Raw genomic sequence first — 17,162 nt, forward strand, 5'->3', positions numbered from 1 at the left:
CATGAGACGAGTCAGATGGACGCGGATTGCTGTGGCGACGGGTGTGCTTGTCCACTAGGCATCGTGTCCATCGCGATGCTCGTGAATTTTGACATTTTAACTCCAATCGACTTCAAATCCCTTAAGCCCAACACTTTTATCACGGATGCAGATGATGCTGTCCTTGGTCGCTTGCAACGTCCCCCAAAACGCTCTTTAGCCTAACTCCAAAAATTTGGCGAAGCTCGTCAAAATTCCAATATCGAACGCCGCCCAATGAAGGCTGTGGCCGACATTTAAATTGTTAGAAAGAGAAATCAAATGAAGCCAATAAAATTGCTTTTTACTAAATTAGTGCTGCTTATTTCAGTGACTATCGTCGTTGCATGCACAAATGAATCAATTACTACTGAACAAAACAAGACCAATTCCCAAGATATTGAGCCAAGTTTAAAGTTGGACGTTTTTAAACGCGAGTCGTGTGGATGTTGTCAGGGATGGATTGATCATGCTGAATCTCAAGGCATCCAAACCGATGTAGATGATATTGTTTTTCTCACTACTAAAAAACAAGATCTCGGAATCGAGCCAATGTACCGCTCCTGCCATACATCGGTGTCAACTGAAGGGTATGTTTTCGAAGGTCATATACCCGTCAAATTTATTGTTAAATACTTAGATAATGTTCCGCAAGGCACAATCGGCCTCTCGGTGCCGGGTATGCCTGTTGGCAGTCCAGGAATGGAGAACGGCGATCAATTCAGACCATATCAAGTGTTATTGCTCAAAGATGACGGTACAGCAGAGGTTTTTGCAGAGGTGAATTCGTATGAGGAGCAATTCTGATGAGTGCTTTTAAAGGCCTTGCATGCCTAATTTTGCTTGTTACAACAAGTAGTCAAATATCAGCAGAACAAAAGACCCCCCTTACTTTGCAGCAGGCTGTTGCCCAAGCTATTCAAAAGGACCCGTGGTTGGAAGGTAGCCAATATCGGGAAAACGCAACTATTTCTTCAAGTATCGCCGCAGATACTTTGCCTGATCCAGTTGTGTCATTAGGGTTGGCAAACGTCCCTACTGATGGTTTCGCATTCGACCAAGAGCCTATGACTCAAATTAAAGCTGGCATTTCACAGATGTTTCCTCGTGGAGAAAGCTTGAGTATTAGACGCAAGCAACTCGAAGAATTGGCAACGCAGCATCCATTTATGCGATTGGACAGAATAGCCAAAACACAAGTTGCCGTTTCTATGAAGTGGTTAGACGTTTATCTAGCGCAGCAAAGCATTTCGCTAATTGAGAAAGACAGATCTTTGTTTGAACAACTCAGTGAAATTGCAGAAGCGAATTACTCCTCTGCCGTCGGTAAAGTCAGGCAACAAGATATTATCCGAGCGCAGTTGGAACTAGCGCGACTTGAAGACAGACTCACAAAGCTATCTTCTCAAAAAGAAAGAGCCTCGGCCGAACTTTTAGAATGGTTGACCGGCGGCGATTCAGGCGCGTTCAATAACTCGGTAAATGTTGCCTCTCTTGAACTACCAAAAACGTTGCCAGAAATTGAAGGAATAGAGAACGCCTACTACAAGATATTAAAAGCTAATAATCAACAAATGTTGGCAAATATACTCATCTCGCATCCTCTAATAAGAGCTGTTGAAAGCCGAATAAAGTCTAGTCAGACTGGCATTAAACTAGCGAAACAACAATACAAGCCGCAATGGGGAGTAAATGCCAGTTATGCATATCGAGCAGATGACCAAATGGACAGAAGCCGAGCAGATTTTCTTTCAATCGGCGTTAGCTTTGACCTCCCTTTGTTTACAGAAAATAAACAAGATAAAGAAGTAAGCGCCGCCGTTAACGAATCAGAAGCAATTAAAACTGAAAAACGATTAGTGCTTAGAGGCATGCTTGCTCAAATGCAATCCATTTTTGCAGCAAGAGAACGGCTGTTGGAGAGACAGACCTTATATCGCACGAATATTCTCCAGCAATCAAGCGAACAAGCCGAAGCCTCGTTAACAGCTTATACCAATGATGACGGTGATTTTGCTGAAGTTGTGAGAGCTAGGATTGCTGATCTAAATGCTCGTATTGACGCATTAGAAATCGAAGTCGAACTACTTAAAACAAACATTCAACTAAATTACTTTTTTTCTGAGCAGAGTCTTAAAGCTGTATCTGAATTTGGAGCAAACCAATGAAAACTGTTAACGCAATCGCTATAGGCGTGATAGCAGGCGCTGTAATGACAGCTCTTACCTACTCAATATTACCAAGCTCAAATGACTCACATGATAGTGCGGCGGATGCTGGAGAAAAGCAGCCTTTGTATTGGGTTGCGCCAATGGATCCAAACTATAGAAGAGATGAGCCTGGGAAGTCCCCTATGGGCATGGATTTAGTACCTGTTTACGAAGATGAACAAGGCGCTGGCGATAGCCCAGGTACGGTGAAGATTTCGCCAACTGTAGTGAACAATCTAGGTGTGCGTACTGCTAAAGTGGAAAAGCGGTCTTTGCACGTACCTATAAAAACAGTAGGTTATATCCAATATAATGAGGACACACTCGTTCATATTCACCCAAGGGTAGAGGGTTGGATAGATGAGCTATACGTAAAAGCAGCGGGCGAATATGTCAAAAAGGGCGAGCCACTATACGCGCTTTATTCTCCCGAACTTGTAAATGCTCAAGAAGAATATCTTATTGCCTTAAAACGCTCAAATAAGGAGCTGATAGAGGCTTCAAAAACAAGGTTAAAAGCGCTGCAAATGCCAGAATCTGAGATTCAATCGCTTATCTCAACTGGTAAAGTTCAGCAAACAATAACCTTCTATGCACCCCAAACTGGCTTTGTTGATAACTTGAATGTGCGTCAAGGGTTTTACGTAAAGCCAGGACTGACAATTTTATCAATTGGTGCCTTGGATAAAGTTTGGGTCGATGCTGAGGTGTTTGAGCGACAGTCTGCTCAAATTCAAGAGGGTTTGCCTGTGACTATGACTTTAGAATATCTCCCAGGTAAAGAGTGGACAGGAGAGGTTGATTATATCTATCCAACCCTAGATGAAACGACTAGGACGCTTAAAGTCAGACTGAGATTTACCAATGATGATTATGCACTAAAACCTAACATGTTCGCTCAGGTAACGATCCATTCCGATTTAACAGGTGAGAATTTACTCGTGCCCTCTGAGGCGGTAATTAGAACTGGTAGCCAAGATAGAGTGGTTTTAGCACTTGGAGACGGTAAGTTTAAGTCGGTGTCAGTAGAAGTAGGACAGGTAGTTGATGAATATACAGAGATCTTATCAGGCTTGAGACTCAACGACAAAATCGTTACGTCAGCACAATTCTTACTCGATTCAGAAAGCAGCATTAGTTCTGATTTCAAAAGGATGGAGGAGCCTGAAGCGACTGCGCAGTCGGTATATACCGAGGCGACCGTAAACAGTGTGATGACAGATCATAGAATGATAAATGTTGATCATGGCGCTATTGAAGAGTGGGAATGGCCGAGCATGACAATGGATTTCACCGTTGCCGAAAGCGTCGACATTAATGAGTTGAAAGCCGGCATGTCACTTCATATGGAAATCACTAAAACTGACTCTGGAAGTTTCGAAGTAACCACCGTTCATATCATGGATTCGATGAATGACATGGATAGCTCTGAGGAGAGCACTGATTCAGGTCATGACGCAATGCACAGTATGGAAGAGCCTATTATGTCGGTTTGGACAGAGGCAACCATAAATAACGTGATGATGGAGAGCAGAAAAATCAACGTTGATCACGGTCCTATTGATGAGTGGGAATGGCCGAGTATGACAATGGATTTCGATGTTGCCGATAGCGTTGCTATTGAAGAATTGAAAGCCGGTATGTCACTGCACATGGAAATTGTCAAAACCGACTCTGGAAGTTTTGAAGTGGCAACTGTCCACATCATGGGCTCGATGACAGACATGAACGATACCCAAGACATGGATCATTCTAATCATTCAGACCATCAAGGAGCTCATCAATGATAGCTGCCATAATTAGATGGTCGGTCAATAACCGATTTTTTGTTCTACTGGCTACGCTTATTCTCGTGGGTGGTGGGTTGTTTGCCATTAAAAACACGCCGGTTGATGCATTACCCGATTTGTCGGACGTACAGGTAATTATAAAAACTAGTTATCCAGGACAAGCGCCTCAAGTGGTAGAAGATCAAGTTACCTATCCTTTGACTACCGCAATGCTGTCAGTGCCCGGGGCACAAACAGTGAGAGGATATTCGTTTTTTGGCGATTCTTATGTCTATATCATCTTTGATGACGACACCGACTTGTACTGGGCGCGTAGTCGAGTGCTTGAATATTTATCGCAAGTTGCTCCTAATCTACCCGAAAACGCAAGACCACAATTGGGGCCAGATGCTACCGGCGTGGGTTGGGTTTATCTCTATGCACTTGTTGATAAAACGGGACAAAACGATATCAGCCAACTACGAAGCTTACAGGATTGGTTCCTTAAGTATGAGCTTCAAACGGTGCCAGGCGTTTCTGAAGTTTCAGTTATTGGAGGCATGGTAAAGCAATATCAAGTGCAGGTCGATCCGGAGAAGTTGCGAGCATATGGCATTCCGCTTTCTCACATTCAAACGGCGATTAAGCGCGGAAATCAGGAAGTAGGCGCATCGGTCATCGAAATGGCTGAAGCTGAATACATGGTCCGTGCCACAGGTTACATAGAGAGTAAAAGGGATATTGAGCTCATTCCTTTGGGTGTAAACGAAAATGGAACGCCGCTTTTGGTAAAAGACATTGCTGATGTTCGTCTTGGTCCACAGATGCGAAGGGGGGTAGCTGAGTTAAACGGTGAAGGGGAAACCGTTGGCGGTGTCGTTGTTATGCGCTTTGGTGAAAATGCGCAAAAAACGATTGACGGCGTCAAAGCAAAACTTGAAGACCTTAAAAAAGGCTTACCCGATGGGGTCGAAATTGTCACGGTTTACGATCGCTCTGCACTAATAGAAAGAGCGGTAGACAACCTTGCATCGAAATTAGTGGAAGAGTTTATCGTCGTTGCACTGGTGTGTATTGCATTCTTGTTTCATGTACGTTCGTCACTTGTTGCGATCATTAGTATTCCAGTAGGGATTATCACAGCAATTATCGTGATGTACATGCAAGGTATTAATGCCAACATCATGTCATTGGGTGGAATTGCTATTGCTATTGGTGCGATGAGCGACGGGGCGATTGTGATGATTGAGAATATGCATAAACACATGGAGCGCACCCCCTTAACCAAAGAGAATAGATGGCAAATAGTTGTGGATTCAGCATCTGAGGTGGGCCCTGCATTGTTTTTCAGTCTTCTAATTATAACAGTCAGTTTTGTGCCTGTGTTTACGCTTGAGGCACAAGAGGGGCGCATGTTTTCACCGCTTGCTTTTACCAAAACCTATGCAATGGCAGCCTCAGCAGCTCTTGCAATTACGCTTGTGCCCGTTCTTATGGGATATTTTGTGCGCGGTAAAATACTTGCTGAAAGCAAAAATCCAGTCAATCGTTTCTTAACTTTTTTGTACATGCCGACGCTTAGAACTGTTCTGCGTTTCCCTAAGGTAACGATGTTAGCTGCGGCTTTAGTACTAGCGATAGGTTTGTGGCCTGTGAACAAGATTGGCAGCGAGTTTATCCCACCTTTGGATGAGGGGGATTTGATGTACATGCCAACAACCTATGCGGGTATATCGATTGGCAAAGCCCGAGAGTTGTTGCAACAAACCAATAAGCTGATCAAAACGGTCCCAGAAGTCGAAACCGTGTTTGGGAAAGTAGGTCGCGCTGATACCGCAACCGATCCGGCTCCTTTAACGATGATAGAAACCTTCATTCAATTAAAACCTAAAGAGGAGTGGCGAGAAGGCTTAACAACTGATGATTTAATAAAGGAGTTTGACTCAGTGGTCAAATTGCCGGGCCTAACGAATGCTTGGGTAATGCCAATTAAGACTAGAATTGACATGTTGGCAACAGGTATAAAGACGCCCGTTGGTATTAAAATTGGTGGCCCTGATCTCAAGGAAATTCAGAAAATCGGACAGCAAATTGAAACCATACTTTCCGATGTTAACGGCACTGCTTCTGTTTATTCTGAGCGTGTCGCAGGAGGACGTTATGTCAAAGTAGATATTCAGCGCGAAAAGGCAGCACGATATGGTCTAAACATCGCTGACGTCCAACAAGTTGTCTCAAGTGCTATCGGCGGGATGAATGTGACTCAGAGTGTTGAAGGTTTAGAGCGTTACCCTGTAAATGTTCGTTATCCTCAGTCTTATCGTTCATCGCCTGAGTCCTTATCTTTATTACCTATCGTTACACCACAGGGTAAACGAATTGCTTTGGCCGATGTGGCGGATGTGTATATTGAAGATGGTCCTCCAGGTATTAAAAGTGAAAATGCACGGCTTAATGGCTGGGTGTATGTGGATATCGATGGTGTAGATATTGGTTCCTATGTGGTTTCAGCCCAAAAAGCAGTGAGCGAGCAATTAGTCTTACCGGCAGGTTATTCGGTGAAGTGGTCTGGACAATATGAGTATATGTTGCGGGCTAAAGAGAAATTAACCTATGTGGTTCCTTTGACCATAGCTATCATCGTTATTCTACTGTATCTCAATTTTCGCAACTTCATCGAAGTAGCGATCATTATGGGGACTTTACCACTGTCTATGGTGGGAAGTATCTGGCTGATGTACATAGAGGGTTTTAACTTTTCAGTTGCCGTCGGCGTCGGCTTCATTGCACTTGCAGGTGTTGCCGTAGAAATTGGCGTAATTATGCTTGTTTACTTAAATCAGGAGTATCAAGCCTTAATCGAAAAATGTAAATCTGAGGGCGTCAAACCCACCATAAACATGTTAACTGAAGCGGTTATTCATGGCTCTGGATTACGTGTCCGACCGGTTATGATGACCACAGCGACCATAATATTTGGCTTATTACCCGTACTTTACGGCTCAGGCACTGGGTCTGAAGTCATGAGTCGTATTGCTGCTCCGATGGTTGGTGGCATGGTTAGCGCTTTACTACTGACCTTGTTGGTTTTACCCGCAATTTATTTTCTGTGGAAGAGAAGGCAAATTCAACACTTGCTGGATACTTTCTGATGCTAGCTTCAAGCAAGGAACGACATTTCATAAGAGGACTATTGACATGTAGTAGCGTGGCGAACTTTTTCGCCCGCGACTATGCGTCCGTGACATTCGGCCTATCACCAACGATTCACTTTTTACGACAACAAACAAGAACAACTACATTATTTAAACAAACTATCTATTAAGGAAATAATATGAAATCAATAATCATCGCACTTTTCGTTTTAAGTCTGAGCTTAAGCATACAAGCATATGCTCATACATCGTTGGCCTCATCAATGCCGAAAGACAATGCTATGTTGATGGAAAGTCCAGACAACCTGGATCTCAATTTTGCAGATGATGTGCGTCTTGTTGACTTAAAGGTTAAAAGTAAAAAAGGTGAGCTTGTGGATGTTGGCTTTGAACCTTCGATGGACGCAAACAAAAACTATAGTTTCAGCTTACCTTTGCTTGCTGTGGATACTTACGTAGTCTCATGGACCATTATGGGAGATGACGGTCATAAAATGAAGGGACAGCTTTCATTTATGGTGCATGTGAGCAAAAAAATGAAAGGAATGAAGCACAAAGACATGAAAAATACTTCGATGGATCATTCAGGTATGACTCATTAGTTATTAAGAGTTAAATAGGTAAATCGATATGTTGCCAGAATGGTGGACCGCATTTTTAGTGTTAGGCAAATTCCTAGTCTATTTAGGTATGATGGGTGTTATGGGCTCTAGCGCTACTTTGTTACTTTTAAAAGGCAGCAAGCAGCGCGTAGCATTCAAGGCTCATAAAAGCTGGCAACTGGTTACCTTAAACTATTCTGTTCGCCTTTCAGTTGTTGGCTTTTTTGCTAGTGTCGCTGGTTTTTTTCTTCAGACTGGCTATATGGCGGAGAAAGGATTAGCGGGTATGTTTTCTCCTTTCATGGTGGAGATGATGTGGCACTCACAGGTAGGAACTATTGCCGCAATTCGTAGCGCTATCTTTGTTTTGTTCGCGTTGCTTACGTGGTTTCTATTACAAAAACTCAAACGTGACCAGAGTTTAGTGTCATCCAAGCTACTGCTAACAAGCACCGCAATGTTTTCATTGCCGCTAGCGTTTACTTTTTCCCTGACCGGACATGCTAGTCAGTTTGTCACGTTGGGCGAAATTCAAATTTTTATCCATTCCCTCATTGGTTTGACATGGGTAGGCTCGTTATACCCACTGATTACTGCTTGTAGATTACTCAATCACTCCGAATTAGCTTTCGTCATGAAACGTTACGGTAACATTGCCATAGTGTTGGTGTTTATCTTAGTCACAGTTGGTGTAGTAATGTTGATACAGCTACTGTCTTCCCCATCGACCCTTATATTCACTGAATATGGACTTGCCTTTTTATCCAAACTTTTTGCAGTTGCTCTAATGCTCACGTTAGCAGCTGGGCATAAGCTTTTTTGGGTACCTAGGCTACCTAAGGATCAAAATGTGCGCTTTAAATTACTCAAATCAATCAAATTTGAGTTCATTATTGGGCTTTTCATTTTGTCTCTTACAGCGCTGTTAACTACTGCGCTGAGCCCGAACCTTTAACATAAATAATCGGCGTTTTCGCCAAAATAAGAAAAGGAAAATGTTTATGAAAATGACTGCTTTAAGACCCTTGACTGTTTTTGCATTTCTATTGTCATTTAGTGCAGTAGTTAGTGCTCATGGAGATGAGAAACACAACGAAGAATCACAGTACTTTAGCGGAACAGATTCTGATGCAGCGACGTTAGTGCTTAAATTTCATAAAGCTTTAGAAACAGGGAATGGCGACTTAGCTGCAAGCCTTTTGGCAGATGATGTTTTAATTTTTGAAGGAAAGGGTGTGGAGCGAAGCGCCCAAGAGTATGCAAGTCATCATATGCTCTCTGATATGAAGTATTTGTCACAAATGCAAATTGAGCTTATAGAGCATCATGTAAAAGAAAACGGCACATATGCAATATCTTTGTCGAGAAGCTTGGTGAAAGGGCAATACAAAGGAAAAGAAGTAAACCATATTGGGAACGAAACCATAGGTTTAGAAAAGTTGAATGATGATTGGAAAATCACGCATATTCATTGGTCTAATTAAAAACACCGCGCTGTCGACTTCTTGTTATTAATGGGGCGGCAGCGTTTATCTTATTGCCAAATTTTTTTCCACCTTTCGCATTTTCATGCTAGTCCGCTTAACGCTCCTGCAAGTTAATTACTACACAAAGTTTGATTACCAAAAGGTAATTAAATTGTAATGCTTCTGCCGTGAAACAACGTTTATTTTGAATTACAGTTACATTTCAAAATTTGATGCAATAAGCAGATTTTGTTTGCATCGAAAGACAGAAATCATTAACTCAACAACAAGGAAATTGAATATGAAAACCTACTTATAATCGCTTTTTCCTCACTTTTGATGTTTTCCCCATTAAGTATCACCAGTGCGCATCAACACAGCGATAAATCGCATATGCCGATGAATATGATGGATGATGCATCGATAGAAAAGATGAATGAACACATTACAAAAATGAACAGTGCCTTAGAGAAAATAAAACAAGAAAACGACCCAGCGAAACGAGAACAAATGCTCAATGAGCATGCTAAAAGCATGCAAGACATGATGGGCACGATGCATCACTCTAAAGGTGATTCAAGCATGATGCATGGCAAGGAAATGTCTGCTGAAATGAAAATGTCCATGATGGAAAAGCGCCTTCAGATGATGGAAAAAATGATGGAGCATACCGTAGAAAAATCCAAAAAGGTGCATGAACACAAATAGATATCAAGCAACTAATATGCATGCTGGTTTGCGCCGCTTAATAGCAAGGTAGTTGCGTTTTGAGCTAAGGATAAACGTATTAAGGGAATTTGAAATGAATAAAACACTTAAATTAGCGACACTGATATTAATCGCAACTGCGCTTCTAAGCGGTTGTGCCAACAGTTTATACCATGATTATGTAATGAGCGGCCAAGTTGCTAGTGTTAAAGGTGACAACACTCTTCTTATTTGCGTTGCAAACACAGAAAGCCTCGAAACAGGCGATGTATTTAACGTTTACAGAACGGTAATGGATAAGCTTGTTATAAATGAGGGTGAAACTGGCTATTCTCGTGAGTTTGTGGGAAAAGTGAGGCTCGGAGAAAAGCAGGATGAACACTTTGCAAGCGCTAGTGTGGTCACAGGAGAAATATACCAACATGATATGGTGGAGTTCGATAAATAATTAAACATTGCTCAAACCAATAAAGGGTAGCAATTGCTGCCCTATTTTTTCATTCGCTCTCCTGATTAATCAAGACGTACCAGCTAACTTAAATATCGCTCGAACGAGCATTTCTTTATAATCAAAAAGTAGCTGTTCAGCGAACTGTATAAAAGGATTCTAAAATGCCATGGATTAGCGGCGCATTGTTTTTAATATGTTTACTACTAATACTAAGTTTTCGCGAGTACATTAAAAAGCGACATCGACACGACAGCATCTTAGTCGAGGTAAAAGACTTACACTATCAACCCGCAAGGGTTAAATTGAAAGCTCGTAAAGCTAATCAAATTGTTTTTCTGAGAACGGATTCAAATTTATGCTCTGAATACCTACTTTTTCCGGAGCTAGGATTATCGATAAGACTCAAACTTAATAAACAAGTATCGGTGAACTTTTCTGCTTATCCGCCAGGCGAGTATGAGTTTTATAGCGCGATGAATGTGTATTCTGGGAAGCTTACAATAGTGTAGCTCGGTGTAGGCTGACAAACACCGAAAGTGTCATGCTTTACAAAAGAGTATCATACTACTTTTTGATTATTGATATACTCCGACCGGCGGCTCTTCTCTTATCTGAAACAGCAGTTTGGAGCCTGCCTTTGGAAAGCCTGATCCTTGTCTATTGATGCCAGTCAAAGATGACTGATAGACTACAAAGTGCGTAAAACAGACGTTTCAATGACTTACTCCTATATTCAAAAAAACGTTCCTATGATCGTTTTATCTTCTTAAAAAATTAATTAATGATTAAAAATATATCTTTGGCAACACGGCAGTTAATATATTAAAACCAACAAATTATATAAATGACCCATGGGTTCGATATTAAGTTGTTAAGCTCACAAGGAAAAAAGCGTGCTGATATCCAGATATCTTGATGAACCATGCCCCAAGTGCGGTGTTACAGGAAAGTATGGGAACGTCAATGTCAGTAGAAACATCCTAAATAGAGGGTGTAATAGTTGTGGAGAACGGACAATGTTCCCTCTCCCAGATATTCGAAAAAAGATAATTTATCTTGATCAGTTTTTTCTGTCTCATGCTTTTAGGGATCAAGAGCGATCATTTATAGATGCGGCCAATCGCATAAAAGACATGGCTGCTAGGCAATTAGTTGTATGTCCATATTCATCCGTTCATACAGACGAAACGCACTTGTGGAGACACGAGCAACAAGAAAACCTCTATAAATTCATAAAGCAAACTGCACGCGGCTATAAATTTAGAGAAGCCTACGAGATCAAGCTGGAACAAATGCATCGATTATTTGACGCATTTAGGTCCAATTCAGAAATTATTCAACCTATCGAAGAGCGCGATGCATTTCGCGATGAAATCCATGGATGGGATGATTATATTTGGATCGATTTACGTCCCTACTTGGGAGACTTAGAGGCTATGCGACAAGGAAAGGCTGCTGCAATCGAAGGTCTGGTAAATCTGTTCCCGGACTGGGCAAAACTGACAACTTCCTTCGAAGAAGATGTAAGTATGGAGGCCAGAGGATACGGGATATCTTTGCTTAATCAGTATTTGCAGATGGTTGCCAATGTTGGAACTGGAAACCTGATGAGTTATATGGATGCCCCAATGGACACGATGTACGTAGAATCGCTACTTCATTGTGATAGAACAACCATGAAAATTGATGAGCGATTAAGAAGAATAAGCGCATTTTTTTCATCGCATTATTTTACAAGCATTCCAAATATAAAGGTTTCGTGTGGAATCTTTGCGGTTTTACGAAAGATGGTCAAGAACGGAGCATACACTAACCCCATCAATGCACGCCGGAAACTGGCTGGACTATTCTATGATTCTGAGTGCATTTCTGTTTTCGGTCCTTACAGCGATGCAATTTTTATAGACAGGGCCATGAAGCAATGGTGCGAGAACCCTGAATCAATGCTTTTAGAACCTTATGATACAAAGATATTTTCTGTAGGAAACTGGGATGAGTTTCACAGGTATCTAGATTCTGTGGAAGACAACTATACAGATGATGTGCGTGAAGCAATTAATTTGGTATATCCGGGAATTTATGCTTAATAAGTCAATCAATAGCTTGTACGACGCAGGACAGCCATACCGGATGTCGATTATTAAGGCGTTTAATGTCCATTGTTTGCCTATAGAGGACTCAGGTTTGTTTGAGCTTAATATGTTATCAATGGAATGACGTTCAGCATTCTTTTCTCGGTCAGTTAAAAAATTAAACGTATTGTTAAAAGTAGTCATCATAAAATGGCATTTTATAAAAATGAACGTAAGGTGAATCTGAATCGCTACTTTCAACAACTACACCATAGTGGGCTAAAACGCTATCGTAAAGCCTCATAACTCGTTCGAAAGGTTCAAACGAAGGCCAATTAGGATAGTCTTCATCAAGTGCGTTAAGAGAGTTAACCAACTCGAAAAAATAAGGTGTGAACCAGCTTTTATCCAATGCTGCTCTTACATTTGGTATTTCTGAAGGGCTTTCTTTTCTACCTATGCAGTCACCAATCATATATGAAGCAAACTTCATTAATTCAATAACTGCGTTTCCCACTTCTTCGATACCTTTAGTTACATCATGATGGTGCTGGTAGTCAATAAGAACTGAGTAGATGGACTTTTCGGATGTATCTAGAACACGCAAAAAAGTCTCTTGAAAAGCTTTTGGATCACTGTCTCCGATCGTGGCGGAAAGCTTTGTTGCAAAATACTCATCCCAAGATGCCTGACCAGCAAGTATTCTTAGATATTCGGTTACGCTATGAATTATCTTACCGTATGAATATTCTGGAAAGCACTCGTAAAATGCGTGATTTGATTCTACATGCGCACACTCGTGTGCGATTACGTTTATACCTTTTTCTATATGCTCTCCGTTAAAATCTAGCATAGGAACTAGATAATTAGCATTTAATATAAGATGAGATTTGATTTTACCGTCTCGCATAACTGCGGGAGCCATTGCGATTCCTTCTACATCACCTGTGCTTGGTTTTAATTCACCAAAACCATTAGAACCTCGATCTATTGCCGCGACCTCACTCGAATAATCATAAGCAATCGTTACTCCGTCCAAATTAGACAAGTTGAAACGTTTGGAGAGCTCGCTCAAAATATATATGCAAGTTTCTCCAAATTTTTTTGCAAACTCTTCACTCTCAAACTGCCTGAGTGAAATGGTCAAGTCCTCTGGAAGAGTTTTTTCCAAATGTTCAATATTACTATTCAAACTATTTTTCACCTACAATTCGGATTACTAATACAGTTGGGGCAATATCAACAATCGCAATTACAGATCCTATATTTTGTGCATAATTAACTTTAATCAAGAAATTTACGCCTCATCAGGCCAAATCTGATTGAGTCTAGAGCTTCTGCTTTACGAAGTGTGGCCAGCCCCGAATTTTCAAATCTGAATTTCTAATATTTGTCTTTAGGGGTCTATTCTCCCGAGCTGACCATCTGATGTCTGTTTATCGCTCTGAAGGGATTAAATTCATCTAAACAGATCCGTCCGCTATCTTGGGCAATCCAGCCAGTCGAAACGTCCACAAAGTATGATACATTTTTGTGAATCTTCACTTATCAATATTTATCTCGAAGCGCAAAAAGTTGTGCGTAGTCAGTGGTAATTTAATTTAAAATTCAGGGCTACATCATTGATTACTGATGACCTCGTTTCTCGCGAATAATAGCCTAAAGATGTTCATAATGTTGGGTGAGTCCAATTTCTAGCTAAAAGTCTTCTAGTCAATTAGTAGCCGTTCACATTGTCGTTTTTGCGCATACCAATTATTTATCTCATAAATGACAGAAAAGTAATCAAACTGTAATGCCAGTGCCGTGTTCCTAACATCTTACACCGTTAAAATTATGTTTAATATAAAAGCAACCTTATTGCTTTTTGTCTTGTTCCCGTATTGCCCCTAATTACTATGCAATTAGAGTCAAAAAAATATGAATCTATGCAAATACAGAGCACAGAAAAAAGTTAAACGCGCCAATAACACGACGGAGTCTAAATGACAGCAACTGAAAAAGTTACCCAAAAGACAGCGAATAACTGTTGTTGTAACAAGCAAGCCCAATCAGCGAGCGAAACTCCTGCGGTCAAAGACATAACCAACCAAGAGCCCAATAATCTATCAGAAAATCGATTTATAATTGAAGGAGCCAGTTGTGCCAGCTGCGTCAACAAAATTGAGGCGGCATTAAACAATCTGCCTGGGGTTGAACGAGCGGAGATGAACTTCGCTCAGCGTGTTGTCACGGTAACTGGAGATACATCGGTTTCAAATATTATAGAAGCGGTGGAAAAAGCCGGATACAAAGCAAAATTAGACGACAGCGACTCTGAGCAAGAAGCTCTGGACGAAAAAGAAAAAGCCGACTGGCAATACTACAAAAAATTAATGCGCGAAATGGCCGTTGCGTTGTCGCTTGGTGTGCCATTGATGATTTACAGTCTGGTCTTTGGCGAAATGACAGTAACAACTACTACAGAAAGACTCGTTTGGTTAACCGTCGGATTGCTGACTCTTGGCGTAATGGTTTTTGCGGGTAAACACTTTTATGTGGGCGCTTGGAATTCATTTAAAAATCATTCTGCGAATATGGACACATTAATAGCTCTCGGAACAGGAACTGCTTGGCTTTACTCAATGGTGGTTGTGTTTGCTCCTGATGTGGTTCCCCTAATGGCAAGACACGTATATTTTGAAGCGACTGCAATGATTATTGGTTTAATCAATCTTGGCTTAGCTCTTGAGATTAAAGCGCGAGGTAAGACTTCAGAAGCGATTAAGCGTTTAATTGGCCTGCAAGCTAAAACAGCCCGTGTTATTAGAAACGATAAAGATGAAGACATTCCAATAGAACAAGTATTGCTCGATGAGCTTATTCGAGTCAGGCCAGGTGAAAAAATATCAGTAGACGGCGTGGTGGTAGAAGGACACTCCACAGTTGACGAATCTATGTTGACCGGTGAGCCGATGCCTGTAGAAAAAACAGAGGGGGTAGAAGTCGTCGCTGGTACGATTAATAAATCAGGCTCAATTATTTTTAAGGCAACGCGCGTAGGCAAAAATACGGCGCTTGCTCAAATTATCAACATGGTAAAACGCGCTCAAAATTCAAAGCCTCCGATAGGACGTTTAGCCGATATCATTTCAGCTTACTTCGTGCCCGTTGTTATGATCATCGCCGTAATAAGCGCTCTAGTTTGGCTAAACTTTGGGCCGTCTCCAGCTATTGCTTACGCAATTGTGTCGGCAACAACAGTTCTCATCATCGCTTGTCCATGTGCACTTGGTTTAGCGACACCGATGTCAGTAATGGTAGGAGTAGGCAAAGCCGCAGAAGCTGGTGTGTTGATAAGAAACGGCGAGGCGCTGCAAACAGCCAGTAAAATTACTACGATGATTTTAGATAAGACAGGCACTATTACTGAGGGAGCACCTAAGGTAACCGATGTATTGTTAGCACCCGGTCAAGATGAAAAACAAGTGCTAATGCTCGCGTCGAGTATCGAAGCAGGCTCAGAACATCCTTTAGCGATGGCGATAGTTGAAAGTGCCAAATCAAAAAACATATTACCTAAAAAAGTCACTCAGTTCTCCTCGATTGCTGGGCAGGGCGTTGAAGCACAGCTTAAGGGTGACACGCTTTTGTTCGGTAACGAAAAGCTAATGAAAGAGCGAAATATTGACATTAGCGACTACGTCGAAAAAGCCCAAGGCTTAGCCTCTGAAGCTAAAACCCCAATGTATTTTGCGGTTAATTCATTACTTGTTGCAGTAATTGCAGTTGCCGACCCAATTAAAACTGATTCTATTGATGCAATAAAGCGCCTTCAGAACAATGGAATTCGGGTAGTAATGCTAACTGGCGATAATCGTTCAACGGCAAAGGCAGTAGCTGAAAAAGCAGGTATCACAGAGTTTGTGGCTGAAGTTATGCCTGAGGAAAAAGCAAATAAAGTAGCTGAGTATCAAACGATGGGAGAAATTGTGGGTATGACAGGTGACGGTATTAATGACGCACCCGCCCTAGCTCACGCAGATGTAGGCTTTGCAATAGGTACAGGTACTGACGTAGCCATTGAAAGCGCTGACATTACGCTAATGCGGGGCTCTCTTCATGGTCTTGCTGACGCAATTGCGGTGAGTAAAGCCACTCTAACCAATATTAAGCAAAACCTATTCGGAGCATTTATTTACAACGTTGCGGGTATTCCATTCGCTGCCGGTGTTTTATATCCATTTTTCGGTCTTTTATTAAGTCCAGTAATAGCTGGTGCTGCGATGGCGTTTTCATCACTAACAGTCGTCACCAACGCCAATCGTTTGCGATTGTTTAAAGCAAAAGAGCATTAGGAGATTGTGATGATGCTATGGATCAACCTTGTAGGAATTGCGCTTATTGTTCTAATCGTCTGGTGGTTTTGGTTGTACAAAGAGCACAATATTAGTATCGCTGAAGGCTCGTTAGAGGTCTTGGTAAAAGACGGTATTTACCAACCAGCACACATCAAAATCAGAGCGAATGAAGAAAGACAAATAGTATTTCATCGAGCTGATGCGACTCCTTGCGCAGAAATGCTATCAATACCCGATTTAGATATTTCAGAACGGCTACCTTTAAATAAGAAGACAGTTATATCTCTTCCAGCGCTACCATCAGGTGAGTACGCGTTTCACTGTCAAATGCAAATGTATAAAGGGAAGATAACGGTTCAATGATTCGTTAG

At 41.5% G+C, this 17,162-nt stretch carries 14 protein-coding genes; 13 read left to right on the top strand and 1 reads right to left on the bottom strand.

From position 1 onward, the window contains the following. Positions 1-300 precede the first annotated feature (300 nt). The 11 genes from ACM0P2_RS09745 to ACM0P2_RS09795 all read left to right on the top strand — a co-directional run bounded on the left by ACM0P2_RS09745 (position 301) and on the right by ACM0P2_RS09795 (position 12,466). Positions 301-825, top strand: a complete 525-nt coding sequence (locus ACM0P2_RS09745; RefSeq protein ID WP_052009992.1) for a DUF411 domain-containing protein — start codon at positions 301-303, stop codon at positions 823-825. After that, positions 825-2,186, top strand: a complete 1,362-nt coding sequence (locus tag ACM0P2_RS09750) for a TolC family protein (protein ID WP_032094234.1) — start codon at positions 825-827, stop codon at positions 2,184-2,186. The genes ACM0P2_RS09745 and ACM0P2_RS09750 overlap by 1 nt, the downstream gene beginning before the upstream one ends. Continuing rightward, complete coding sequence (locus ACM0P2_RS09755; protein WP_032094233.1) at positions 2,183-4,015, top strand: efflux RND transporter periplasmic adaptor subunit; 1,833 nt, start codon at positions 2,183-2,185, stop codon at positions 4,013-4,015. Before ACM0P2_RS09750 ends, ACM0P2_RS09755 begins: the two co-directional genes overlap by 4 nt. Beyond that, the gene (locus tag ACM0P2_RS09760) at positions 4,012-7,149 is read left to right on the top strand and encodes an efflux RND transporter permease subunit (protein ID WP_032094232.1); all 3,138 of its coding nucleotides are present in this window, start codon (positions 4,012-4,014) and stop codon (positions 7,147-7,149) included. The genes ACM0P2_RS09755 and ACM0P2_RS09760 overlap by 4 nt, the downstream gene beginning before the upstream one ends. A 182-nt stretch (positions 7,150-7,331) precedes the next feature. Next, positions 7,332-7,754: a copper resistance CopC family protein gene (locus tag ACM0P2_RS09765; protein WP_032094231.1), complete on the top strand. Its 423-nt coding sequence runs from the start codon at positions 7,332-7,334 to the stop codon at positions 7,752-7,754. 28 nt (positions 7,755-7,782) lie between these two features. Then, on the top strand, positions 7,783-8,709 hold the full coding sequence (locus ACM0P2_RS09770; protein ID WP_032094230.1) for a copper resistance D family protein: 927 nt from the start codon (positions 7,783-7,785) through the stop codon (positions 8,707-8,709). Between the two features lie 46 nt (positions 8,710-8,755). Then, positions 8,756-9,238 carry a YybH family protein gene (locus ACM0P2_RS09775; RefSeq protein ID WP_032094229.1) on the top strand — a complete coding sequence of 161 codons (483 nt, stop codon included), beginning with the start codon at positions 8,756-8,758 and terminating at the stop codon, positions 9,236-9,238. Positions 9,239-9,559: 321 nt separating this feature from the next. Beyond that, the gene (locus tag ACM0P2_RS09780) at positions 9,560-9,928 is read left to right on the top strand and encodes a hypothetical protein (RefSeq protein ID WP_052009991.1); all 369 of its coding nucleotides are present in this window, start codon (positions 9,560-9,562) and stop codon (positions 9,926-9,928) included. Positions 9,929-10,022: 94 nt separating this feature from the next. Further along, positions 10,023-10,376: a hypothetical protein gene (locus tag ACM0P2_RS09785; RefSeq protein ID WP_032094227.1), complete on the top strand. Its 354-nt coding sequence runs from the start codon at positions 10,023-10,025 to the stop codon at positions 10,374-10,376. Positions 10,377-10,540: 164 nt separating this feature from the next. Continuing rightward, entirely contained in the window at positions 10,541-10,888 is a 348-nt protein-coding gene (locus ACM0P2_RS09790) for a cupredoxin domain-containing protein (RefSeq protein WP_052009990.1), read from the top strand. A gap of 507 nt (positions 10,889-11,395) precedes the next feature. Then, positions 11,396-12,466 (top strand): hypothetical protein, encoded by a 1,071-nt coding sequence (locus ACM0P2_RS09795; protein WP_032094226.1) that lies wholly within the window; start codon positions 11,396-11,398, stop codon positions 12,464-12,466. 175 nt (positions 12,467-12,641) lie between these two features. Here the strand turns inward: ACM0P2_RS09795 and ACM0P2_RS09800 are convergent, their stop codons facing one another. Further along, entirely contained in the window at positions 12,642-13,643 is a 1,002-nt protein-coding gene (locus ACM0P2_RS09800; RefSeq protein ID WP_032094225.1) for a hypothetical protein, read from the bottom strand. 793 nt (positions 13,644-14,436) lie between these two features. Here ACM0P2_RS09800 and ACM0P2_RS09805 point away from each other — a divergent pair. Beyond that, positions 14,437-16,788 carry a heavy metal translocating P-type ATPase gene (locus ACM0P2_RS09805; protein WP_172602874.1) on the top strand — a complete coding sequence of 784 codons (2,352 nt, stop codon included), beginning with the start codon at positions 14,437-14,439 and terminating at the stop codon, positions 16,786-16,788. A gap of 9 nt (positions 16,789-16,797) precedes the next feature. Beyond that, positions 16,798-17,154 carry a cupredoxin domain-containing protein gene (locus tag ACM0P2_RS09810; protein WP_172602873.1) on the top strand — a complete coding sequence of 119 codons (357 nt, stop codon included), beginning with the start codon at positions 16,798-16,800 and terminating at the stop codon, positions 17,152-17,154. Positions 17,155-17,162: the final 8 nt, after the last annotated feature.

The organism is Alteromonas sp. OM2203 (genome assembly GCF_048517045.1).
Classification (GTDB): Bacteria; Pseudomonadota; Gammaproteobacteria; order Enterobacterales; family Alteromonadaceae; genus Alteromonas; species Alteromonas gracilis.